This window comes from Johnsonella ignava ATCC 51276 (genome assembly GCF_000235445.1).
GTDB classification, from domain to species: Bacteria; Bacillota; Clostridia; order Lachnospirales; family Lachnospiraceae; genus Johnsonella; species Johnsonella ignava.
The window spans coordinates 94,645-119,783 of sequence record NZ_JH378833.1 but is presented as its reverse complement, the minus strand read 5'-3'; the positions used below and the strand labels follow the sequence as shown (position 1 = coordinate 119,783).

At 35.9% G+C, this 25,139-nt stretch carries 21 protein-coding genes; 20 read left to right on the top strand and 1 reads right to left on the bottom strand.

Annotated elements, in window-relative coordinates; genetic code table 11:
- Positions 1-381 precede the first annotated feature (381 nt).
- The 13 genes from HMPREF9333_RS07720 (at position 382) to HMPREF9333_RS07660 (ending at position 14,914) form a co-directional block, all read left to right on the top strand.
- A complete protein-coding gene (locus HMPREF9333_RS07720; RefSeq protein WP_005541176.1) occupies positions 382-1,569 on the top strand; it encodes an oxygen-binding di-iron domain-containing protein in 1,188 nt (395 codons plus the stop codon).
- A 96-nt stretch (positions 1,570-1,665) separates the two neighbouring features.
- Positions 1,666-3,534, top strand: coding sequence for a hypothetical protein (locus HMPREF9333_RS07715; protein WP_040882598.1), 1,869 nt, complete (start codon positions 1,666-1,668; stop codon positions 3,532-3,534).
- Positions 3,535-3,643: 109 nt separating this feature from the next.
- Positions 3,644-4,738 carry a PstS family phosphate ABC transporter substrate-binding protein gene (locus HMPREF9333_RS12300; RefSeq protein WP_005541173.1) on the top strand — a complete coding sequence of 365 codons (1,095 nt, stop codon included), beginning with the start codon at positions 3,644-3,646 and terminating at the stop codon, positions 4,736-4,738.
- 110 nt (positions 4,739-4,848) lie between these two features.
- Positions 4,849-5,301, top strand: a complete 453-nt coding sequence (locus HMPREF9333_RS07705; protein ID WP_005541172.1) for a flavodoxin family protein — start codon at positions 4,849-4,851, stop codon at positions 5,299-5,301.
- Between the two features lie 231 nt (positions 5,302-5,532).
- The gene (locus HMPREF9333_RS07700) at positions 5,533-6,000 is read left to right on the top strand and encodes a DUF4418 family protein (RefSeq protein ID WP_005541171.1); all 468 of its coding nucleotides are present in this window, start codon (positions 5,533-5,535) and stop codon (positions 5,998-6,000) included.
- Positions 6,001-6,672 carry an ABC transporter ATP-binding protein gene (locus HMPREF9333_RS07695; protein ID WP_005541170.1) on the top strand — a complete coding sequence of 224 codons (672 nt, stop codon included), beginning with the start codon at positions 6,001-6,003 and terminating at the stop codon, positions 6,670-6,672.
- Positions 6,669-8,051, top strand: a complete 1,383-nt coding sequence (locus HMPREF9333_RS07690) for an FTR1 family iron permease (protein ID WP_207635719.1) — start codon at positions 6,669-6,671, stop codon at positions 8,049-8,051. Before HMPREF9333_RS07695 ends, HMPREF9333_RS07690 begins: the two co-directional genes overlap by 4 nt.
- Before the next feature lie 19 nt (positions 8,052-8,070).
- Positions 8,071-8,784, top strand: coding sequence for an iron transporter (locus tag HMPREF9333_RS13160; RefSeq protein ID WP_005541168.1), 714 nt, complete (start codon positions 8,071-8,073; stop codon positions 8,782-8,784).
- A 223-nt stretch (positions 8,785-9,007) separates the two neighbouring features.
- Positions 9,008-10,213 (top strand): Fe-S-containing protein, encoded by a 1,206-nt coding sequence (locus tag HMPREF9333_RS07680; RefSeq protein WP_005541167.1) that lies wholly within the window; start codon positions 9,008-9,010, stop codon positions 10,211-10,213.
- Between the two features lie 14 nt (positions 10,214-10,227).
- A complete protein-coding gene (locus HMPREF9333_RS07675; protein ID WP_005541166.1) occupies positions 10,228-11,511 on the top strand; it encodes an ABC transporter permease in 1,284 nt (427 codons plus the stop codon).
- A gap of 45 nt (positions 11,512-11,556) precedes the next feature.
- Positions 11,557-12,690 carry an ABC transporter permease gene (locus HMPREF9333_RS07670; RefSeq protein WP_005541165.1) on the top strand — a complete coding sequence of 378 codons (1,134 nt, stop codon included), beginning with the start codon at positions 11,557-11,559 and terminating at the stop codon, positions 12,688-12,690.
- A 194-nt stretch (positions 12,691-12,884) separates the two neighbouring features.
- Positions 12,885-13,598, top strand: a complete 714-nt coding sequence (locus HMPREF9333_RS07665) for an ABC transporter ATP-binding protein (protein WP_005541163.1) — start codon at positions 12,885-12,887, stop codon at positions 13,596-13,598.
- Between the two features lie 32 nt (positions 13,599-13,630).
- The gene (locus HMPREF9333_RS07660; RefSeq protein WP_005541161.1) at positions 13,631-14,914 is read left to right on the top strand and encodes an O-acetylhomoserine aminocarboxypropyltransferase/cysteine synthase family protein; all 1,284 of its coding nucleotides are present in this window, start codon (positions 13,631-13,633) and stop codon (positions 14,912-14,914) included.
- Positions 14,915-14,986: 72 nt separating this feature from the next.
- Here HMPREF9333_RS07660 and HMPREF9333_RS07655 read toward each other — a convergent pair whose 3' ends face one another.
- Positions 14,987-16,072, bottom strand: coding sequence for a pyridoxal phosphate-dependent aminotransferase (locus HMPREF9333_RS07655; RefSeq protein WP_005541159.1), 1,086 nt, complete (start codon positions 16,070-16,072; stop codon positions 14,987-14,989).
- 389 nt (positions 16,073-16,461) lie between these two features.
- Between HMPREF9333_RS07655 and HMPREF9333_RS07650 the strand changes: the two genes are divergently transcribed.
- The 7 genes from HMPREF9333_RS07650 to HMPREF9333_RS07620 all read left to right on the top strand — a co-directional run bounded on the left by HMPREF9333_RS07650 (position 16,462) and on the right by HMPREF9333_RS07620 (position 24,545).
- Positions 16,462-18,651 (top strand): zinc ribbon domain-containing protein, encoded by a 2,190-nt coding sequence (locus tag HMPREF9333_RS07650; protein WP_005541157.1) that lies wholly within the window; start codon positions 16,462-16,464, stop codon positions 18,649-18,651.
- Positions 18,652-18,717: 66 nt separating this feature from the next.
- Positions 18,718-19,386: an ABC transporter ATP-binding protein gene (locus tag HMPREF9333_RS07645; RefSeq protein WP_005541156.1), complete on the top strand. Its 669-nt coding sequence runs from the start codon at positions 18,718-18,720 to the stop codon at positions 19,384-19,386.
- A 138-nt stretch (positions 19,387-19,524) separates the two neighbouring features.
- The gene (locus HMPREF9333_RS07640) at positions 19,525-20,766 is read left to right on the top strand and encodes an ABC transporter permease (RefSeq protein ID WP_005541154.1); all 1,242 of its coding nucleotides are present in this window, start codon (positions 19,525-19,527) and stop codon (positions 20,764-20,766) included.
- A complete protein-coding gene (locus HMPREF9333_RS07635) occupies positions 20,750-21,934 on the top strand; it encodes a hypothetical protein (protein WP_040882595.1) in 1,185 nt (394 codons plus the stop codon). Before HMPREF9333_RS07640 ends, HMPREF9333_RS07635 begins: the two co-directional genes overlap by 17 nt.
- 24 nt (positions 21,935-21,958) lie before the next feature.
- Positions 21,959-22,858: a helix-turn-helix transcriptional regulator gene (locus HMPREF9333_RS07630; protein WP_005541151.1), complete on the top strand. Its 900-nt coding sequence runs from the start codon at positions 21,959-21,961 to the stop codon at positions 22,856-22,858.
- 59 nt (positions 22,859-22,917) lie between these two features.
- The gene (locus HMPREF9333_RS07625; protein WP_005541149.1) at positions 22,918-23,922 is read left to right on the top strand and encodes a BtrH N-terminal domain-containing protein; all 1,005 of its coding nucleotides are present in this window, start codon (positions 22,918-22,920) and stop codon (positions 23,920-23,922) included.
- Positions 23,923-24,059: 137 nt separating this feature from the next.
- Positions 24,060-24,545 carry an IS3 family transposase gene (locus HMPREF9333_RS07620; RefSeq protein WP_083816607.1) on the top strand — a complete coding sequence of 162 codons (486 nt, stop codon included), beginning with the start codon at positions 24,060-24,062 and terminating at the stop codon, positions 24,543-24,545.
- Positions 24,546-25,139: the final 594 nt, after the last annotated feature.

Genomic DNA, 25,139 nt, shown 5'->3' with positions numbered 1-25,139 from the left:
AAAGGAAATTTAAAATACAATATTTTAAGGAATATTTAGCATAGTGCATAAATAGTTTTATTTCTATATATTCGGAATTTGTTGTTATACATTAATAAAACATTGACAAAGTATTTCACATGAGAAAGTTGCAGGTATTTTGTACTGCTTCTATCATGATTTAAGGAAAAACTGTGTACAGACAAAATATGTAAAGATATTATAAATAGTAAGAAATGAGCATGTACTAAAACTTTTATATTAATTTGTATTTATTAAGTACTTTTATTGAAGATTTACTGTTAAAATGTTATAATTTACATGATTGTAGTTTTATGCTTTCATACTAAAATGTATATCGGGCATGCTACATCGGACTTATATGAAATGGAGGGAAAAATATTGAGAAAACATGTTAAAAATAATGTAAGCTGGGTAGGCTATATCGACTGGGAGCTTGAAAGCTTTCATGGTGATGACTATTCTATAATGAACGGCTCAAGTCAGAATGCATACCTGGTTGAGGAAGAGAAAACTGTCCTGATAGACACTGTATGGACACCTCACCGTTTTGATTTTGTTGAAAATCTCAGGAAAGAGATTGATTTAAATAAAATTGATTTCATAATAGCAAATCATGGAGAATGCGACCATTCAGGCTCACTGACCGCTATTATGGATGAGATACCGAAGGTGCCGATCTACTGTACCGCCAATGGCGTAAAGAGTATTGAAGGACAGTACGGCGAGAGGGGGTGGGATCTTCGTGTTGTAAAAACAGGAGATTCAATTGATATAGGAAACGGAAAAAAACTTATATTTGTTGAAATGAGAATGCTGCATTGGCCCGACTCCATGGCGACCTATATGACAGGGGACAATATACTTTTTTCAAATGATGCTTTCGGTCAGCATTATGCAGTTGAGGAGCTTTTTAATGACAAGGCGAATCAGTGCCTTTTAAATAAAGAGGCAATGAAGTATTTTGCAAATATCTTAAATCCGTTTGCCGCAATACTTACAAAAAAGCTTGAGGAGATTTCTAAACTTAATCTTCAGTTTGATATGATAGCACCCTCACATGGAGCTATATGGCGTGATAATCCTATGCAGATAGTTGAAAAATATGCAGAATGGGCTAAGGAATATAAAGAGGATCAAGTAACCATAGCCTATGATACTATGTGGGAGGGAACTGCAAAGGCGGCTCATAAGATAGCGGAGGAGATACATAAACAGAGTCCGGATACAGTGGTAAAGGTGTTTAATATATCAAAGGCGGATAAGAATGAAATAATGCTTGAAGTATTCAAGTCAAAAGCAATAGCAGTAGGTTCTCCTACGGTTGCAAACAGTATACTTTCAAGTGTGGCTGGCTGGCTTGAATTTCTCAAGCAGCTTAAGTTCAAGGATAAAAAGGCTGCCGCTTTCGGATGCTACGGCTGGAGCGGAGAATCTGTAAAGGTACTTCAGCAGAAGCTGGCAGATTCAGGCTTTGATGTAATCAGTGAAAACATACGTCCGCTGTGGAATCCTAAGGAAAAGGATCTTGAGCAGATTCCCGCTTTTGTTGAAGGTCTTCTTGCATAATGCATATTATTTGAAATATCGCTGTATTAGTCCGCCGGTTTTAACCGAATAGAATACAGTCAAAAGTAAATTTTAATTTTACAGGGGGGGGAATTTATGGGTATTAAGTGTAAAAGTTATAATTTTTGTCTCAGGGTATCTCGATTTATATGGATTTTTATATTTATTTTAAGTACTGTATGTATTATGTCGGCATGTACCGGGGATAATGTAGGTTCAGGCATTGCCACTGCCGACAATGACGGCAATTCGGTGAGTTCAGAAAAAACAGTCGGGACACGGGATAAGGATAAATATAATGATACTAAAGATAATACCAAAGATGATAATACAAATAATAATGTTTTAGATAAAACGGAGGGTGCTTATATTGCAGTGCCGGCAAAATTATTTTATGGCAAACAAGGAACGCTTATACTTGGAAAAGATTTTAAAGATAAAAAGTATATTCCTGATGTAGAAATAGACGGACCTGTTATGATATCAAAGAAAAACATATATGCAGAGGATTCTGAGAGTCTTTGCCCGGGTATATATTCATTAGATAAGGAAAAATGGTTATATAAGGCTGATAAAATGTACAATCTAAGTTCTCTTGGGGACGGAATTACATTTGTTGATACCAATAGCAGTGTATATTGGTATGATGATCAAATAGTAAATAAAAAAATCAAGGATAAGTATAAAGACGTGATACCTGAAGGCGATGGAAAGGATAACTTTATATTAGATGAACAGGGAGATATTATTTCATACCTGCCGTATGGAGATGCAAATCGTTTCGGGGATTATATATGGGTAAATGTAAAGGAGGGCAGCGGTTACAGTGCTGTCAATACCCAGATTAATATATATAATCTTGAAGGGGCATTGATAAATACTATTTTTCCGGATAAGGGCTGTGAAATATATACTACCGTTATAGGCGATTATAAAATAGATGAAAAGTATAAGAGATATGCTGTAGTAAAGAATATCAATTCATCGAATTTAAATGTTAGCAGTGCAATCTATGATACTGCCGGAAATAAGCTTTTGGATATAGGTAGTCTAATAGGTACAACTCCCGACGACATAGTTGAGTGCACTATGTATTATCAAAAGGATATATGTCTTATTCAGTACTATAAAAAAAACCAAGCCTGTGCTGTGTTATATGACTTAAAATCAAATAGGGTAATCAGTAAAAGCGTTTCTGAAAGCACGTTAGCAAATTTGGAGCTTAACGGGAAAGCCTATGCTGTTATGAAGTCTCAAGACGATTTTTATAATGTATTTGAGGATGGAGTATTAAAAAGAAAGCTTACACAGGAGGAAGCACAGTTACTTGAAGAAGGTATATTTTTTACGGCATATATAAAAGATACTGATAAAAATATTCTGGTGCTGCATGATATAATACTTGGGGAAGATATTGAACTAGAGCATAACGGGTATTTAAAGCCTGAAGATCTTGAGAATAGAAGAGTAGATAACAATACTCTTGGAAAAAACTGCCGTATAGTATCATTTTATAAAAAGGATATGGAGGATGTATATGAGGGAAACTCAACAATAAGCATGCTTTTTTATAACGGGAAGTGTATTGCTGCAGGTGATAATATAAACGATAGTGATTCCGGGGCTGTGTCAATGGATGTGTTCATTGATCCTCAAAAAGAGGAAGGATATCGTTCTATAAGCATATATAAAGAATTTAAAAATACAGAAGAAAAATCCGATGAGACCTTAAGTAATGATAATGAATTTATTACAAAAAATATATTTGAGGCAATTTTAACTCCTGAAGGTGAGCTTATAAGGCTTGATGAAAAAGATTTAGATGAAAAGTATGTTATATATTACGGGGACGACTTTTATATATGTATGCATGGAAACTGCATAGAATGTTATAATTTTAAACATGAGCTTTTAAGGCGTGAATATAGTGATGATGAGGAGACTCAGGCAGATTTATACGATTAGCGTTTATGTTTAATAAATGGCTTAAGTTTAGTATTATGTATAAAAACAATCTAAAAATGCCTTTTTACAATATTGCCGCCTGTAGGAGGCGGAGGAATGGAGATTAGTTATGAAAAAATTGAATTTACCCGTACTTTTATTTTCAGCATTTTTACTGGCTGCCTGTCAGAATACAGGCAGTACTAAGGCAAGCAGCAAAAAAGAGGAAACAAAACAGGAGGAAACCAAAAAAGAGGAAACAAAACAGGAGGAGACTTCGGAAGATGTAAAAAAAGACAGCTCAGTAAGCTTTAGTTACCCTGAAATACCTGCCGACAAGTATCCTAAAATAGACGGTTCAACTGCAACTTTACCTCTTTCCTATGCAATATACAGACTTGCAACAGGTGAAAGTGAGGACAGTGCCATAGGCAAAATCATTCACAATAAGACAACGGGTTCATATTATAAGCTTTTTGATAAAGAAGCCGATATAATACTTGCTTATGCACCTCCGCAGGATCTTATGGATGCTATAAAAGAGACTGAAGGCACAAAGAGTGTGAAATATGAAAGAAAGAGTGACAGTTCCAGTGAGGAGATAGAGATACCGCCTATTTTAATAAAACCTGTAGGAAAAGATGCTCTTGTTTTTCTGGCTAATAAGTCCAATCCGGTGAATGATATAAGCGGTGAAAATATCGTCAAAATATACAGCGGTGAAATCGAAAACTGGAAAGAACTTGGCGGAAATGATAATAAGATAAAGGCTTTCCAGAGACCCAGAAACTCGGGCAGCCAAAATCTTATGGAAAAGCTTGTCATGAAAGATAAAAAACTTACAGACCCGTATCCTGAACTTGTTGCCACGGAAATGGGAGACCTTATTGAAGCGGTTGCCGCCTACGACAATTCTGCCGATGCTATTGGATATTCAGTTTACTATTATGCTAAAAATATGAAAAATGATCCCTCAGTTAAATTTCTTTCAATAGATAAAACAATGCCTGATGATGAAAGTATAAGGAAAGGGGAGTATCCTTATACTAATGAGTTTTATGTTGCAATAAGAGCCGATTCAAAAAAAGATTCATACGAATACAAAATTTTTGAATGGCTTACAGGCGATGACGGACAGGCACTTGTAAACCACCTTGGATATGTAGGTGTTGAAGACAGTAAGGATAAACAAAAAGAAGAAGAAATTAAAGAGCTTCTTAAATAGTTACAGGAATAAAACAAAACTTTAGGGAAACTATGATTAAATCATTGTTTCCCTAAAATTTAATATTTTTTATTTTATAATAAATATTTTTTAAGAAAGGACTAATATCTATGAAAACAGCGATAGTTTATGCATCAGTGCATCACGGCAATACAAAGAAGGTAATTGATGCTATGGTAAAGGGCTACGAAGTGGATTTAATTGATGCGGCAAAGGATGCTGACAGGGATTTATCCTCTTATGATCTTATAGGTTTTGCTTCAGGCATATATTATTCAAAGTTTCATGCCTCTGTACTTGATTATATAGCCGAAAAGCTTCCTGAGAACAAGGACATATTTTTCGTATGTACAAAAGGGGCAGGCAGTAAATTTAAGCTGCCTAAGTCCGCAGAGGAGGCTTTAGAAGGTAAAAATCCGAATATAAAGGGCGGTTACAGCTGCAAGGGATATGATACCTTTGGACCTTTTAAGCTTATAGGCGGTTTGGCAAAGGGGCATCCTGATGCATCGGAGCTTGAAGAAGCACGGAAATTTTTTGAAAAATTATATAAGGGCTTATAATCATTGTTTTTTAAATGCTAAGTTATTTTTAGGTTTTTACGTTCCAAGCCGGAAATTACCCGTACATTTTTACTTTATAAAACAACACATTTTACTTTCTAAAGCGGAAATGTATTTTTAAAGATACCTTATTGCCTTAATTATATCAATATGCTATAATCCCTATGTCAAAAGGTTAGAAAATCCTAACAATGTATGACAAACTATAAAAAGGAGGGGACTTGTTATTTTATGAGTAGTACAGGCGAAAATAAAAAGCCTATAAACTTAATTTTTGGTATTGTATTTCTGGTATTAGGTGTAATATTATTCCTTATTCCGGGTAAAATAGCACCTGTGTGTATGCCTATGCAGGACGGGGGATTTATGAAGTGTCATTGGATGGGCGAGTCGGTAAAAGCTATAGGAGCGGTAATAGCAGTATATGGAGCGGTATTTATATTGTTTAGAAAATCAGCCGCTGCAACAGGTATTGCACTTTCAAATATTGCACTGGGAGTGCTTGCATTCCTTATGCCGGTTAATATTATAGGAACCTGCAAGATGCCGAGCATGCACTGTAATTTACATACAAAGCCTGCTATTTTTCTTGTAGCCGGGCTGTATATAATCGTAAGCCTTATCTGTGTATTTGTAAATGCAGGCGGTTTGAAACAGGAAAAATCGGTTTCATCAGGGAATACGGAGGAAAGCAGATAAATGGGGGGTCATATTATTGAGACCCAAAAGCTGTCGAAGGATTTTGTAAGAGGAGGCAGGAGCTTCAGAGCGGTAAATGAAATAGACTTTGCCATAGATGAGGGAGAGTTTGTTTATATAACCGGACGCTCAGGAAGCGGTAAAACCACCTTTTTAAATCTTTTAGCAGGACTTCTTGAGCCGTCATCAGGCAGTGTGTATATAGGAGGAAAAGACCTTAAGGAATTTGATGATAAACAAAAGAGTAATTACCGCAATTCCTATATAGGCTATGTGCCGCAATCTCTCGGAACAATGCCGAACCTTACGGTGCTTGAAAATGTAATGCTGCCTATGAGTCTGTATAATAATTCAAAAGAGGGTGTAGGCAGAGCATCGGCACTCCTTGATAAGATGGGAATACTTAATTTAAAAGATGAGTTTCCGAAATCTTTATCGGGTGGGGAGCTGAAAAGAGTTCTTCTTGCAAGGGCGATTATGAATTCTCCAAAGATACTTATAGCCGATGAACCTACATCTGATCTTGACAAAACAACAACAGATGGTATAATGTCGGTTTTGAAAGATATTAATTCATCAGGTACAGCACTGCTGATAGTAACACATGAGAATGATATACTTGTGCATTCAGACTGTATCTACAACATGGATGATGGGAGGCTTGTAAAGTGAAAAAAATCATATTTTTAAAACGTTTATGCCTGTTTCTTATAGCACTTGCTATAACTGCGGGCGTATGTATGCAGTCATATGCGGATACAAAGAAGTATGAAAACTGGGAAACAGTTGCCGATGAGATGACTGAGATTCTTAACGAGAGTGTTGAAATCTATAAGCAGGGCACAGATGATGCTACTAAAGAGGCTACTAAAAAGGCGATAAATAAGGCTTATTTTCAATATTATGAAAAACTCGGCTTTGAAAAAACCGTAATGAGCTATATCTCAGCCCAAAGAGGTTCAGATGTTGAAAACAAGTTTTATCTCGCTAAAAAAGCGGTTAAAGAGGGCAAGAGCGTTGAAGAAGTCAAGGAAATTATAGACAGTCTTACAGCCATGCTTAAAGAGGATGCCGCAAAGCTTGACGGAGTGGGAGATTCAGACACATCTTCAGAAGAGAGCGAGGCTCAGAAAGAGGACTCGGGTGAAGGGGATACTTCTGCGCAGCATGATAAAGCGGTGCCGGTCGGAAAAAGCAGTGCAGCTTCGGCAGCAAGCAGCTTTTTAACGGCATTCGGACTTACTATGAGGGAGGGGCTTGAGGCGATACTTGTTATTGCCGCAATTATAGCCTATCTTGTAAAGACGGATAATAAGAAATACCTTAAAGGAGTTTATCTGGGGGCTGTTTTAGGTATAGGTTTCAGTATATTTCTTGCAGTTATATTTAATATGGTTTCAAGTGCAATAGGTGCTGCGGAATCGGGTATGACGCAGGAGATATTTGAAGGTATAGCGATGTTTGTTGCAGTCGGAGTGCTTTTTTATGTAAGTAACTGGATGCTTTCAAAGTCTGAGGCTGAGGTATGGAGCAGATACATTAAAAGTCAGGTTGAAAAATCAATAGGCAGGGGAAATATGTATGCCTTGGCATTTGCCTCATTTCTGGCAGTTTTCAGAGAGGGTGCGGAGCTTATACTTTTCTTCCAGGCGATGATTGCAAACGATTTGGGAACAAGTATGTTCCATATGTGGCTTGGAATAATAATAGCAGCCATATGTCTTGCTATTGTATATATAGTTATAGTGAAATTCAGTATGAGGCTTCCGCTTAAGCCTTTCTTTATGGTAACAAGTATACTTATGTTTATACTGTGTATTTCATTTGCCGGAAAGGGTGTGTATGAGCTTCAGGAGGCTGATGTTTTGGGAAGAACGCCGGTTGGTTGGATGAATGGATTTTCGGTCGAGCTTCTCGGAATCTATCCAAGGGTTGAAACCCTTGTACCGCAGGTTATTATGCTTGTATTGATGATAGTATCATTGGTACTGCATTCAAATAATAACAAAAAAATAAGAGCCAAGCTTGAAAAAGAGCAAGGGCAAAAATAACAAAGGGAGGATCAATATTATGATCAAGAAGTTTTTATTAAGTGCTGCCGTAGTTGCAGTTGTAGCTGCTTCAATGACTGCATGCAGTACAGATTCAGGCAATACGACAACTCAGGCACAAAGCAGCCAGAAAGAATCGAATGCTTCAAAGGCTGATGAGTCAAAAAAAGATGATTCAAAGAAGGCTGATGAGTCAAAAAAAGACGATTCAAAAAAGGATGATGAATCAAAAGAAGCAAAAGCACCTGAAGTTGGAGGAGGATTTCAGGAATTTGATATAGGCGATCCGATAGAGGAAGGTCCGCTTGTAATTGCAGGCGTTTATTTCCAGCCGGTTGATATGGAACCTGCCGGAAACAGCATACCTAAAGAGGATGCAGATTGTCATATAGAGGCTGATATTACGGCTTCTGAAGAAGGCTCTAAGCTTGGATACGGTCTTGGAGCATTTGTTCCGTGGCTTCATGTAAAGGCTTATATACAGAAAAAAGGTTCCGATAAGGTTCAGGAAGTTGCATTTATGCCTATGAACGCTTCAGACGGTCCTCACTATGGTGCAAATATTAAGTTTGAAGAGGGGCTTGGAGTATATGATATTAAGTTTGAAGTAAGCCCTCCGGGAAATGACTATCTTCTCCATGTAGACAAAGAGACAGGTGTTACAGGAAGATTTTGGACAGAACCTATAATTGCCGAGTGGAAAGAATTTGAATGGGCAGGTCCTCAGTGGTAATTTCTATATAAACAGTTATATATAAGCTTTAAGTTATTTAGGAATTAATTGTTTATATTGAGATATATATTTTTATATGCCATAATACTAAATAAGAGAAGCTGAAGGGAGATATCTCTCTTCAGTTTCTCTTATATAATCACAATCATGGAAGGAGGTTACAACAATAGACGGAAAAATTTATATACAGGTACTTGAGTCGGGCATTGCATTTGCTATCACGATGGGCATTGTATTTGCTTATTACAGACCTGAAGGAGAGAGAAAAAGATATATTTTAACGGCACTTTCTATAGGACTTGGTATAGTGGCTGCGGTAGTATCTGCCATAGTACGTTCGCTTCCGAATTTTATAAATAGAGCCAATCTGAGCTATTACAGTATGATACCTGTTTTAATAGCTATGGCTGTTATAATGCTGCTTATAATGTTTAAGGGCATACTTAAGAAAAAGAACGGGGCTCTGTATGACAATCTGCTGTTTGCAGCCCTTGCACTGTATGGAGTATCATCTTTCTTTTATTATCTGCCGACAGTCATATTAAGGTCTGACGGCTTTGTAAGTTACGGTGAAAAGGCACTAAGCACTATGGTGCTTTATAGGGTTATAGGTTATACTACAGGCTTTACGGTAATAATACTTTCAGGGCTTGCTATATACAATACGGGGATAAGGCTTAAAGAAAACCAGCTTAAGGCACTTGTAATAACAACGCTTCTTATAAGGGGAGTTACACAGATGGCAGTTATAGCACAGAGGCTTTATTCATTAAGAATATTGCCTAAAAATATCACATTGTTTAAGCTTATAACTGAAACTCTTAACAGGACGAGATATTTTGACTATGCGGTTATGGCGGTGCTTATAATAGCTCCTATTATATTGTGGAGCCAGAATATAAAGGTGGTACAGCCGTATAGCAACAGGGCACAGCTTAGGAAGATTAAATTCTATATGAGAAATAAAAGACACTGGGCACAATTTTTTATAGTGCTTATAGTGGTAAATATTATGTCATTAACGGTTGTAAAAGCTCATGTAAATAGAGAAATTCCGCTGTCCCCGCCTGAAAACTATACGGTTGAGGACGGTTTTGCCGTAATTACGCTTGAGAGTGTGGATGACGGGCATCTGCACAGATATGTATATACTGCCGCTGATAAAAAGGAAGTAAGATTTATAATAATTAAAAAAGCACAGGGCTCCTACGGTGTAGGGCTTGATGCCTGTGAGCTTTGTGGTCCGAGCGGCTATTTTGAAAGGAAGGACGAAGTTGTGTGCAAACTCTGTGATGTTGTCATGAACAAAGGTACAATCGGTTTTAAAGGCGGATGCAATCCTATACCGGTAAAATATATAGTACATGATAGAAAAATAAAAATTGCACTCAGCGATCTTGATGCACTTTCATATGTATTTAAGAATTAGACGGAGGAAAATATATGTTTTTAAGAATGATATGGGGAGCGCTTTTCAGGCAGAAAAGCAAGATGCTTATGATAGCGTTCACCATTGCACTTGGAGTAAGTCTTTCAACATCTATGTTAAATACTATGCTTGGTGTAGGAGATAAGGTAAATCAGGAATTAAAGGCATATGGTGCAAATATAAATGTAGTGCCTAAAGAAGCCTCTTTTCTTGATGATATATACGGTGTGAGTGATCAGGAGGAAAAAGGACAAAACTATCTGAATGAAGATGAACTGGGAAATATAAAGACTATATTTTGGGCATTTAATATAGTTGACTTTACACCGTATTTTTACGCAAAGGTTAAAGTAAATGATGATTCAAAGGATACAAGACTTGTAGGTACCTGGTTTGCACACCATATGGAGCTTCAAACCGGAGAAATACTTGATACAGGTATGATAAAGCTTAAAAGCTGGTGGGAGATAGAAGGTGAGTGGGTTAATGATGATGACGATGATATGATCATGGCAGGCTCTGTATTCGCTGCAAGAAATAATTTAAAAGTCGGAGACAGTGTAGAGCTTTCAACACCGAATCTTAAAAAGACTGTAAAAATAAAGGGGATATTTAATTCAGGAAGTGATGAGGACCAGTATATATATTCATCATTAAAGCTTGCACAGGACTTGGAAGGAAAGAAAAATGTCGTAAACAGGATAGAAGTAAGCGCTCTTACAACCCCTGATAATGAACTGGCAAGGAGAGCGGCACAGAATCCTTTAAGCCTTACATTAAAGGAGCAGGAGGTATGGTACTGTACCGCTTATGTAAGCTCCATATGTTATCAGATACAGGAGGTCATAACCGATTCCGTTGCAAAACCGATAAGGCAGGTTGCAGAATCTGAGGGTGATATTCTAAATAAAACCACTTTACTTATGGTACTTATAACCATACTGAGCCTTGCAGGTTCCGCACTGGGCATATCAAATCTTGTAACTGCCGGGGTTATGGAAAGAAGGATGGAGATAGGACTTCAAAAAGCCGTGGGTGCAAGCAATACAAAAGTTATATTTACAATACTTACCGAAATAGTAATCACCGGTATAATAGGCGGATTTGTAGGATATTTTGCAGGAATCGGATTTACACAGATTATAGGGTACAGAGTATTCGGATCGGCGATACCGCCTGCGCCTATGGTAATACCCATAGTTGCAGTGCTTGTATTTTTAGTAACTATACTTGGCAGTATACCTGCCATAAGGTATCTTGTAAATCTTAATCCTACCGAAGTGCTGCATGGAAGGTAGGAAAAGCAATAAATATTATACAGTTATGGGGAAATATAATTAAATATGAAAAAAAGATCTATGTACTGGAGGATGGTTACAGCCTCTCTAGCAAGAAGGCGCTCAAGGATGATAACCGCACTTCTTGCCATAGCTATGGGGGCTACTATACTTTCAGGACTTGTTACAATATACTATGATATACCAAGACAGCTTGGTAAGGAATTTAGGTCATACGGTGCAAATATGATAGTTATACCTACCGATTCGGAACACAAGATAACTGATGAACAGTTTGAAGAGATAAAGGCGGGTATACCTGACGGAAAACTTGTAGGACTTGCACCATATATATATCAGAATGCAAAGATAAATGAACAGCCGTATATAGTTGCGGGAACCGATCTTGAAGGAGCAAGGAAAAACAGCCCTTATTGGCTTATTCATGGAGAGTGGCCTTCACAGCCGAGGCAGGTGCTTTTGGGAAATGAAATAGCAAAAGCCATAGACTTAAAACCCGGTGAAAAGTTTACTCTAAGTACACCTAAAAATAAGAATGAATCTACACAAACCGACTTTATAGTAGCAGGAACGGTGACCACAGGAGGTAAGGAAGAAGAGCTTATATTTATGAGCCTTGAGGATATTAAATCAATAATTGGAGATAAGGGACTTGATGTGGTTGAAGCAAGCGTTGAAGCCGAGCAGGCGGAACTTTCACAGATAGTTGAAAATCTTAAACAAAAAGATGCAGCTCTTACGCCCCAGATGGTAAAGCGTGTTACCGCTTCACAGGATGTTGTACTTACAAAGTTACAGTCGCTTGTATGGATAGTTACAGTTATTGTACTTGGAATAATGATGATATGCGTTTCAACAACTATGATGGCGGTTGTTACTGAAAGAAGGAAAGAAATAGGACTTAAAAAGGCACTCGGAGCTTCAAATGAAAGTGTAGTTTCAGACTTTTTAGGAGAAGGAATGATGCTTGGTTTCGCCGGAGGGCTTCTAGGATCGGGTATGGGTTACTTTTTTGCTCTTCAGGTTGGTATGAGCGTTTTTGCAAGGAGAATCCATTTTCTGCCTGCCATGATACCGGTTACGGTAATAGTTTCTATAATAATAACTATGATTGCATGCAGTATACCTGTAAGCAAGACTGTTGATATAGAGCCTGCACTTGTTTTAAGAGGAGAATAAGGCGTGGAGATATTCATGCATAGCTTATACTATGGCAGTATTAAGATTTTTGATTTTTTAGCCGGTGGTATAGTATCTACACGGCGACTTTAATAAAAATGTTTTGGGTAAACGCCAATATTTGGCTGTACTAAGCTGCAGCCAAATTTATAATAAAAAAATGACTATGACTTATATATAGTAGGAGAGATTTAATGGATATACTTACATTAAAGAATGTATCAAAGATATACGGTGAGCTTAAAGCGCTTGACAACATAAACCTGAAAGTTGAAAAAGGAGAATGGCTTGCCATAATGGGACCTTCAGGAAGCGGCAAGACTACAATGATGAATATAATAGGCTGTATGGACAAACCCTCACTTGGTGAGGTAATACTTGACGGTACTGATATATCAAAGGTATCACAAAAGGACCTTACAATTATAAGGCGTGATAAGATAGGGCTTGTGTTCCAGCAGTTTCATCTTGTAAATTATCTTACTGCTCTTGAAAATGTGATGATGTCTCAGTATTATCATTCAATGCCTGATGAAGAGGAGGCTATGGAGGCACTTGAGGCGGTTGGACTTAAAGACAGGGCAAAGCACCTTCCAAACCAGCTGTCAGGAGGTGAGCAGCAGAGAGTCTGCATAGCAAGAGCGCTTATAAATCATCCTGCACTTCTTTTGGCTGATGAACCTACCGGAAATCTTGATGAAAAAAATGAATATGTGGTAATGGATATTTTTGAAAAGCTGCATAATGCAGGAAGTACGATTATAGTTGTTACACATGATCCTGAGGTCGGAGATGAGGCTGAAAGGATGGTTACGCTTGAGCATGGCAGGATAGCAGGTGAGGAAAAGAAAAAACGTCAGAGACCTGTTATAAAAGACGGTGATGATAAATTTAAGGGCTTTGTATAGATTAAATGTATAAAGTTAAAGGAGAATAAAAAATGAGCAAATATAGATTTGAAACACTTCAGCTTCATGTAGGACAGGAAAATCCTGATCCGGCTTCAGATGCAAGGGCGGTGCCTATTTACCAGACCACATCATATGTCTTTAGAGATTCAGCCCATGCAGCAGCACGATTTGGACTTACCGATGCAGGTAATATTTACGGAAGGCTTACAAACTCAACACAGGAAGTACTTGAAAAAAGGGTTGCAGCACTTGAGGGAGGAACTGCCGCACTTGCAGTAGCAAGCGGAGCCGCTGCAATAGCCTATACAATACAGGCACTTGCTTTTGACGGCGGACATATAGTTTCACAGAAAACTATTTACGGTGGAACCTACAATCTGCTTGAGCATACTTTACCTCATTATGGTATAAATACGACTTTTGTTGATGCACATAATCTTAAAGAGATTGAGAATTCCATAAAAGAAAATACAAAAGCGATTTACCTTGAAACACTTGGAAATCCGAACAGTGATATACCTGATATTGATGCGGTTGCAAAGATTGCGCATAAACACGGCATTGCACTTGTTGTTGATAATACATTTGCAACACCGTATCTTGTACGCCCTATTGAACATGGTGCAGATATTGTTATACATTCTGCAACAAAATTTATAGGAGGGCATGGAACAACACTTGGCGGCATTATAGTTGATTCAGGCAAATTTGATTGGAAATCAGCTGCCAAATTTAAAAATATAGCAGATCCGAATCCAAGCTATCATGGCGTATCATTTGTGGATGCTGCCGGTCCTGCCGCATTTGTTACATATATAAGAGCTATACTTCTTAGAGATACAGGTGCTGCAATATCGCCGTTTAATGCATTTTTACTGCTTCAGGGCATTGAGACGCTTTCATTACGTATTGAAAGACATGTACAAAATACAAAAAAGGTTGTTGAGTATCTTTCAAAACATCCGAAAGTTGAACATGTAAATCATCCCTCTTTGCCTGATCACCCTGATAATGAGCTTTACAGAAAGTATTTTCCGAATGACGGAGCATCTATATTTACATTTGAGATTAAAGGCGGTCAGGAAGAGGCGCATAGGTTTATAGACAACCTTAAAATTTTTTCCTTACTTGCTAATGTTGCCGATGTCAAGAGTCTGGTAATACACCCTGCAACAACAACTCATTCGCAGCTTACAAAGGAGGAACTTCTTGATCAGGGAATAAAGGCAAATACTATACGTCTTTCAATAGGTACTGAACATATAGATGATATAATAGGTGATCTTGAGCTTGGATTTAAAGCAATAGGATAAATACAAGCGGGCTTTAAAAAACTTAAAAAGTAAAAACAGAAGATTTTAAAGTATCTTTATGTTATAATCTGCTTATTCATCAAATATTAATTTAAGGTTTTTTATAAGAAATTCATTCTGCTCATGTTTTAATACACATATACGGAAAAAATATTCGTCCAGTGTCTTAAAGCTTGAGCAGTTTCTTATTGCTGCGGCTTTTGAGATGAGTTTTTCATAAACCTCTGCAGAATTAAGTTTTTTTGAGGTTATTTCACAGAGTATAAAGTTTCCATATGACGGGTAGATTTTAAGCTGTGCTATATGACTTAATGAGTCTATAAGATACTTTCTTTCGTATGAGATTTTGTTATAAGTATTGTTTATAAATCCGGTATCAGTAAACATGACCTCTCCCATCATAGAGGCAATTATATTTATCTGCCAAAGTTCTGAATTTAAAGAGTACTGCTTTAAAAAGTCTTTATTTGATGATATGCCGTAGCCCAGACGTATACCCGGAACTGCAAAAAATTTGCTTGTACTTCTTATAACAAAGAGTTTAGGATACTTATGAGATAAACTAATTGAAGAGTATTTTTTAATATCGGTAAATTCAACATAGGTCTCATCTATCATAACATGGCATGAAGTTTTTGATAAAAGCTGTGATGTGCAGAGTATGTCTGATACACTGCCTGTAGGATTATTAGGACTGCACATTATTAAAAGTTCTATATTATTTTTATTAACATCATCAATAAGTTTTTTAATATCAATACGAAAGTCATTTTCTTTTTTAAGGCAGTGAAAAAATATATTGCATGATTTAAGTTTATTGAGTTCATACTCATATTCGGAATACGCAGGAAGTATTATCATGGCATTTTTAGGTTTTATATAATTTATAAAACCTGATATAAGACCTGTTGCACCTGTTCCAAGCAGTATATTTTCTGCCGGTACCTGACAGTAAAGGGATATTGAATTAATAAGGTTTTTATATTCCGGGTCAGGATAGATAGATACATTTTCTATATGACTGCATACATATTCAAGTGCCTTAGGGCTTGCACCGAACGGGTTTATGTTTGAGCTGAAATCCATTATATTTTCCATATTAAAATTATATTTTTTTGCCAGTTCAAAAAGATTAGCACCATGTTTGTTTTTGGTCATAATTTTGTGGTTCCTTTCATATCTGCTTGAATAATATTTAAATAGGATTTATTTATATAAGTTTGTTAACATAACTAAAAGTATGATTCTTTTATATATTTTTACTTACAATAAAGTATATCATATCAAAGTTTTTTTTGTATATATCTTATATAAAAATATATAGTCTTGTGAGATCCCGATTTAATAAGTATTTTATTTATTCAGGTCAGTATGTATAACACAGAATCCTATAAGATTGACACAAGCGTATGTGATTTTCGCACTTATTTGATGTTTAAGCGGCATTTCCTTAAATAAATATAAAATATTCTTTAAGATTGACGTAAATGATTTTATAGTATATATTTATTATTATAAAGTTTTTACAGATTGGAGGTCTGGTAATAATGAATTGTAAGAAATGCGGTTTTGAATTAAGTGAGAACGATAAATTTTGTACTAATTGCGGAGAGCCTGTCCAAAGCGGGGGGAGTGAGGAAATTTCGGCGGCTCAGACTGATGCAGCCTCAGCTGAAAATGAACAGATTCCTGTTTCACAGTCTGATATGCAGAATGAAGGTGTATATACACAGCCTGATGTACAGACAGAAAGTATACAGGCACAGTCTGAAGCGGTGAATATACAAAAAGAGCCTATACAGACACGGCCTGATACCGGTTCAAGTGAAGCGGTGCAGGAGGGTGCTGCTCAGGATACACCACAAGTAACTCAATCAGGTGTATATAAGTCAGGTGAAGCTGCCCCGAATACATATCAGTATACACCAAAGTCTGAGGCTTTTGAAGGCTCGCAGCAGACACAGCAGGGAGTACAGCCGGATTTAGAAAAAGAAAGCACTCAGGGAGTTTTTCAGGGTGCCGGCTCGGGATACAACTATTCACAGCAGCCAGGTGCACAAGATATGTTTAATCAGGGTCAGCAGGTGAAAAAGGGCGGAGCTTTTAAGTTTATAGCAGGCGGTGTAGCGGCGGTAATTGTTTTAATAGCTGTATTCTGTATATCTAATGCCTCTGCGATGGAAAATTTGTTTAAAAAGACATTTTCATCTCCTAAAGACTATTATAAGTATGTTGCACAAAGACATATAGATAAAACGACTGAACGTTTTGTGAAAAGCTATGACAGCAATATAGATTTAGCAAAAAAATATCTTGATACAAAATATGATGCAAAATTTAAGCTTGAATTCGGTGATGATTTAATTGCAGAGCTTGAGGGTTTTGCCCGGGGTGAGGATTTGTCATGGCTTAAAAGCGTGGGCATTAATATAACAGGCTCGGTGAAGTCAAAGACTGTTGAGGCTTATGCAGAATATCTTTTAAATGATAAGGATATGCTCTCATTTAATTTCTGGATGACTCCGGAGGAATTTTTGATAGAGCTTCCCGACCTTTCAAAAGAGTACCTTTATACGGATCTTTCAGATAATGAGTATATGTCGGAAAGTATTCAGAGTGCCTTTAAAGACGAAGCTTACTATGATGCACTTCCAAAGGGAAGTGATATAAAGAAGGTTGTAAATAAATACAGTGCTATGCTTCTTGATTCTGCAAGTGATGTTAAAAAAAGTACGGAAAAGCTTTCAGCATCTGGAGTTGAACAAAATGTTACTAAACTTGAGGCAACAATTAAGGGTGATGACTATGCTAAAATGCTTCAGAGCATGACTGAGGAAGCCAAAAATGATGAAGATGTTAAAAAGATAGTTGAATCATTATATAGCACATTAATGGTAGGAAATTCTTCAATACCGTATATGTACGGAGCTCAGCTGCCTTCAACGAAAGAGGAGTTTTATAAAGAATTTCAGGAGTATTTAGATAAGATAAGTGATGAGATTTCTAAACAGGATATGAATGATTCAACTATAATCTCAACTATATGGGTAAATGATAAGGGAGAGCTTGCAGGTAACAGTATAGAATTACTTGATAAGGAAGATTCCATATCAAAGTCTGAGTATAAGATGCCGTTTCAAGGTGATAAGTTTGGATATGAGCTTAATATTTCAGATGAGAATAAAATATTATTATTTATAAACGGAAATGGCAAATATGCTTCAAACAATTTAAGCGGTCAGTTTACAGTATCAACAGATTCGGAAAATGTAAACAGTTACAATATGTATTATGATGAAAAAGAAGATGATGGGGATCTGGTTGAACTGTTTAATATTGATTTAAAGAGCTTTGATGTAAATGCATTTGAAAATGCTAAATATAATATGGATTTTGAGCTTACTATTCCGGAGCAGGGGGCTTTGGCATCAGTGTATACTATTCCTGATAATTCAAAAGTAGCAGTTTCATTAAAGGGAGATGATTTAAAAGCAGTGATTACAGTTGGCGGTAAAGAATACTTTACTCTTACAGGAAATAGTAAGTATACTGAAAAAGCTGAAGATATAAAGATTCCTGATGGAGATGAAGTTAATATGAATAATACGGATGATATGAGATCATGGATGAAAAATGCTGATTGGGATAAGCTGTTTGAAAAATTGCGTAAAACCGATCTTCCTGAAAAATGGATAGATGAACTTGAAAGAAGTATGGATATTTTAAGCGATTATTAATTTTACCCGTATGCCGTTTATTTGAAATAGGCGGCATACGAACTTAAAATAAACACGGATAAAGAGATGATAAAAATAAAGGGTATTGAAAAAAAGTATATAAAAAAAATAGTCTTAAAAGATATAAATTTTGAGATGAATGAGGGAAGCTGTGTGGGAATTCTGGGTGGAAACGGAAGCGGAAAGACCACACTGCTTTCTGTTTTAGCAGGAATACTTAAGCCTGATGCAGGGCAATTTATATATATGGGGCGTGATCTGCTCAGGGATAAGATATTCAGGCGCAGCACAGTAGGACTTATACCTCAGACGAATCCTCTTATTGAAGAACTTAGTGCGTGGGATAATCTTATTTTATGGTATGATAAAAATGAGCTTTTAAAGGCTTTGAAAAGCGGTGTACCTGCAATGCTTGGAATTGACGAGTTTTTAAATGTAAGGGTGAGCCGCATGAGCGGAGGTATGAAAAAAAGACTTTCAATAGCCTGTGCAGTTGCATCTTCACCGAGAGTGCTTTTAATGGATGAACCCTCTGCGGCACTTGATCTTGTATGTAAAGAACATATACATAATTATATAAATGCTTTTAAAAAAGCAGGCGGAAGCATAATTCTTGTAACGCATGATGAGGGAGATCTTAAATTATGTACAAGGCATTATATATTAAAAAACGGCATTCTTGAAGCTTATATATATGACGGTGATGTACATAAGCTTGTAGACAGGATTAGATAGTATTTAGTTATTATAATAATGATGTAGTTGTCAAAAGATAATAAATTCTCTTGCAAGCAAGCTTGCATTGAATTTTTGTACTTTTGACACTTGTATCATAAATAATAAATAAAGTCAAAATTGTGAGGGCACCGGTTTATGGGAAAGTTTTGGATTTATGTTATAACACAAATGAAAAGAGCATTAAGACTTCTGCCTTTAGCAGTGATATCAAGTATATTGATACTGCTGGGACTGGGGCTTACAGCATTTATGCTTTTTAAACCTGATGAGATGGCACAGGGAAAGAAAAAGATTGAGGTAGCCGTTGTTGGAAATACAGAGGAGTCATATCTGGGCTTCGGTATAGGTATGTTAAATAATCTGGATTCCTCAAGGGTAAGTATTAATTTCAGTTACATGTCTGAAGACGAGGCAAAAGATAAACTTTTAAAAGGTGAAGTAAGCGGATATATAGTTATAGATGATGATTTTATAGAGGCTCTGGGCAGAGGAGAAAATATACCTATAAAATATGTAACACAAAAAGATGGCGGGCTTATTGAGATGGTCGCAAGAGATACCGCCGGAGTCATATCCTCAATTATAGTTAATTCTGAAAAAGCTATCTATGCTATGCAGGCATATATGAATATAAACGGCAGAGAAGATGAGATAGCTGCACATACAAAAAATATGAACAATAATTTTTTGTCTATTGTACTTTCAAGAAAAAATATCTATGATGTAAATATCGCCGATGGTCTAAGAGGGGCTTCAACTCTTGAATACTATTCATCAGGGCTTATGATTTTTTTTACATTTCTACTCGGCATAGGCTCAGGGCTTTTTCTTGTAAAGACAGATAAGGCACTTTACAGGCTTTTGTATATAAGGGGGCATAATGCAGTTTCACAGGTGCTCGGTGAATATATTGCATTTTCAATGATACTTATGGTTTCAGTATTTACAATTTTTTTATCTATATCTGTCGTTATTCTGTCTGCCCATATTGATATAAATGCTTCTTATGAAAATTTCAGTATAAGTGCCATAGAGTTTGTGGTAAGATTTATACCTGTGATTTTTATGCTTTCAGCCTTTATATTTTTAATATATGAATTGGCAGGAGATATTATAAGCTCTGTTATAGCAGTATTTATAACTGCAATCTCACTTGCATACATATCCGGCTGTTTATATCCGGCAGATTTTTTCCCTAAAGCTGTAAGGAATATATCTGCACTGCTTCCTTTAGGTGCGGCACTTAGATATATGCTTGGTGCTTTTGCGGATTCCAATAAAAGCGTATTATATACAGTCGTGCTGTTTATATATATACTGGCTTTTTTAATATTATCATTTATATTAAGGAAACAAAGACTTGAAAAGAACTTTTAAATTAATTACATGGTATATAATGTTAAATAAACGGCTGTTTAGAAAAAAAAGCTTTATTGCAGTGCTTATACTGCTTCCATTTCTTGCCTGGGGGCTTTCTGAAGTCTCAAAGCAGGAAAGCGGTATTCTCACAGTAGCACTGGTTGCTGCAAAATATGATGCGGCGGATAATGACATAGGGGCTTTTGAGGACAGTAAGGATTTGACTGAAGTTATAGAAAATATAAAGGAATCAGGCAGTGTGATACATTTTATTGATGCAGATTCCGAAGAAGATGCATATAACCTTATATTATCTCATGAGGTTGATGCCGCATGGGTTTTTCCGGCTTCATTAAAAAAAGCTGCGGCATCATATCTGGGTAAATTCAAGCCTGTGGTAAAGGTAATACAAAAGGAAGAAGGTACACTGTATGATCTTTCTAAGGAGATAATATATAAAAATATATTTCCGTATATATCTTATGCGGCATACAGGGGGTATATGTACAATATATTCGGAAAAACCTCGAAAGATAAAGACTTTGATAATGAAATAAAGGCGGCATATGAAAGCATAAATATAAAGGATAATATTGTAGAATTCGATTATATAGGTTCAGAAAGCTCACCGGAAAACCAAACCGACATAAATCAAAGGGGATATCTTTTATCACCTTTAAGGGGGCTTATGGCTGTATGGCTTATGTTGTGCGGATTTGCAGCTGCCATGTATTATAAAAGCGACCTTCAGGCAGGGCTTTTTACATGGCTTGATTCTGATCTTCAGCCTGTTACAGGGCTTGCATATATATTTAGCATATTAATTAATTCAGGAATTATGATGCTTGCGGCATTTGCGGTATCAGGAGTATTTACAAGCCTGTATGCTGAAATTATAAATATGCTTATGCTTATAATAGCAGTGTCAGGATTTTGCAGTCTGATTGGTATATTATGTAAAAGTATTTATCAGATTGCCGCCATTATGCCGTTATCTCTTATAGCGTCAATAGTTTTAAGCCCTGTATTTGCCGATATAGGCGTTAGAAGGCTCCAGATATTAACCCCTTTATTTTATTATCTTAAGGTATTTTATATAAAAGATTATATATACGGTTTTTTTATATATATTTTAATAATATATATTTTATATTTCAGTGCCGCATTAATTTCTGGAAAACTGTAATTTAAATAAGGATAATTTGTTCAGATGAAAGACAGCAGATTGTTTAGAATATTGTACTATGTTTTGGAAAGAGGAAAAGCTACGGCAAGCGAACTTGCTGATAAGTTTGAGGTTTCTGTAAGAACAATTTACAGAGATATTGATTCTATAAGTGCTGCGGGGATTCCTATATATACAACACAGGGGAGAGGCGGAGGAATAAGACTTGCCGAAGATTTTGTTTTAAATAAGTCTCTATTAAGCAAAGCAGAAAGAGAGCAGATTATGGTAGCTCTTAACGGTATGAATGAAGTAAACAGTCTGCATGAAAGCGAACTTTTAACAAAGCTGTCTGCTCTTTTTAAAATAAAAAATACAAATTGGATAGAAATAGATTTTAATAGTTGGAGAGATGATAAATTTTATGAAAAACTTTTTAATGAAATAAAGTCTGCAATTCTTACAAAGAATATAGTTGATTTTAATTATTTTGCAAGTAATGGAGAAGAAACGAATCGCAGGGTAAAGCCTGTAAGACTTCTATTTAAAGGGTATGATTGGTATTTATATGCTTTTTGTCTGCTTAAAAATGAGTTCAGATACTTTAAATTATCAAGAATAAAACAATTTATGATTTCAGATGATAAGTATGCTGATGATTTTGATAATGTAGTATTAAAAAAGAAAGTAATTTATCAAAATATGATAAATTTAAAAGTGAAATTTGAGAAAAGTGCGGCATTTAGGGTATATGATGAATTACCGGGTCTAATTACTAAAGACAAAGAAGGAAATTTATATGCAAACATAAATATACCAAATGATTATAACCTGTACAATTATATTTTTTCATTCGGTGATAAGGCTGAGGTTATAGAGCCGCAAGAAATCAGAGCCCGGATTAAAGATAAAATAATTAAAATACTTGATAAATATAAAACCTGACAAATGGTGCCATGTTTATTCGTATATAATATAATAAAAAAAACAGAAAAGGAAACAATATGGCACGACATACAACAGAGAAAGAATTACTGACAAATATAAAACCATTTATAGGACAACATTGTGAAACGACTGCTACCGGAACCTTATTAAATCAACTTGGAATCAGCCTGAGTGAGCCTATGCTTTTTGGCTTGGGAGAGGGATTGGGTTTTATTATATGGAATATGAGAAATATGACTTTTCCATTTATAGGCGGTAGAATTAAAACAGATTTAGTAACGAAGAATATCAGTAAAAATTTATGTTTGAAATTAATAACTAAGGAAACTTCTTCAAAAAGAAAAGCATGGGAGGAAGTAAAAAAGTTATTGGATAATAATCAAGCGGTAGGACTTAGACTTGATTGTTATTATCTTGAATATTTTTCAAATCCTATACATTTTGCCGGACATTATGTTGCAATAATAGACTACGATGATGAAAAGGCAATTTTAGTTGACACGGCTCAACAGGGAAGCAAGGTAAGTACATCTCTTAAAAGTTTAGAAGCGGCACGCAGTGCTAAAGGAGCTATGTCCTCAAAAAATCTTTACTATACCATTGAAAAGGATGGGGATATGGCAGTGCTTAAAGATGCCGTTATAACAGCCATACAAAATAATGCAAGAACTTATCTAAATCCGCCTATTAAAAATTTATCTTATAAAGGCATAGAAAAAGCAAGTGATGTGATTATTAAATGGTACGATAGTTCAGATAATATAAAAGAGGAGTTTGGAACCGCCGTCATGCTGATGGAAAGGGCAGGTACCGGAGGGGCAATTTTCAGAAATATATATAGAGATTTCTTAAAAGAGGCTTATGAATTGACAGAAAATAAATTTATAGAACATTCCTACTTTAAGTTTAGTGAAATTGCTTCTGACTGGTCAGATATAATTTCTTTGCTTGAGAGAGTTTCTGAAACTAAAAAGAAAAGCTATGTTTTAGATGCTTCAGAGATAATGAAATCTCTTGCAAGAAAAGAAAAGGAAGCTATGGAATTACTGATAAATATTTAATACATGGCAGTTTATTTATTATGAAAGACTAACTATTAAAAGTCAAGTCTTAAAATGATATTTATTGAATAAAGTACAGAAATGTATTTTAGATATATTCGGAATACAGTTAGAGCTCCTTGCACTTTGAAAACTGCATGACAAAAATTGATCATCTGGATCAAGTCTGGTCAATTGATATTACCTATATTCCGGTAAAAACAGACTGGCTATACTTGGTGGCAATCATTGATTGGTATTCACGGTTAGTGCTGCACTGGCAGTTGAGTGATGATATGGAAATAGGTTTTGTTCTTGATAGCAGCCGTAAGGCATTAAAAGTATCCAGTCCTGAAATCATGAATTCAGACCAAGGAAGTCATTTTACAAGCCCAAAATTCACACAGATTTTTCTGGATGCAGGTTCTAAAATTAGTATGGATCACCGTGGGCGTGCCTATGATAATATATTCATAGAAAGGCTCCGGCGAACCATAAAATATGAGGATATATATCCTAAGGCTTACGAGACACCAAAAGAAGCACGTATCGGAATTCATAACTATATAAAATTTTATAATCACGAGCGTCTACACTCACGCTTAAAATACCGCACACCGGAAGAAGTATACCGGGATAGGTAATTATCCTGTCTCTCCCTCTTGTGTAGTATAAGTGCAGATATATGAGCTGTAAAGGGTTCCTTCGGAAGCTGCTTTGCAGCACACCCTTGACAGTTCATATATCCACACTTGGTGGGTAACTAAGGGAGAAAAGGATGGAATAATCTCTTCCGAAATCCAACTTAATTTTTTTGAAAAATTGTCTTGACAAATGGGTTCACTTTAGATAATGTTACCTATACATATAGATCATCTCAAATAACTTAGTTTAATTACAATCGAACTGTTAAGCTATAAAAGTTTTGCTTATAATTTTATTCAAAAGGAGGAAGAAAATTGAAAATTATACTTAATATTTTTTCTAGAGCATTTATCGCATTGTATGCAATTCTGACTCTTATTGCAGTGATTGCGGAAATGAAAGAGATAGGTTTTCAAAGCATTCACTTGCTATATTTTATCGGAGCTATTTTGTTGATTTCGGCTACAGTCACGAATCTATCATGGCTTGTATATCTTTCCTTAGTGTTAATGATTCCATTGGTAATTTTTACCGGTTATATAGTTGGAAATTTACAATTGTCTCATATTATAATTCGTATATTGATTACAGTA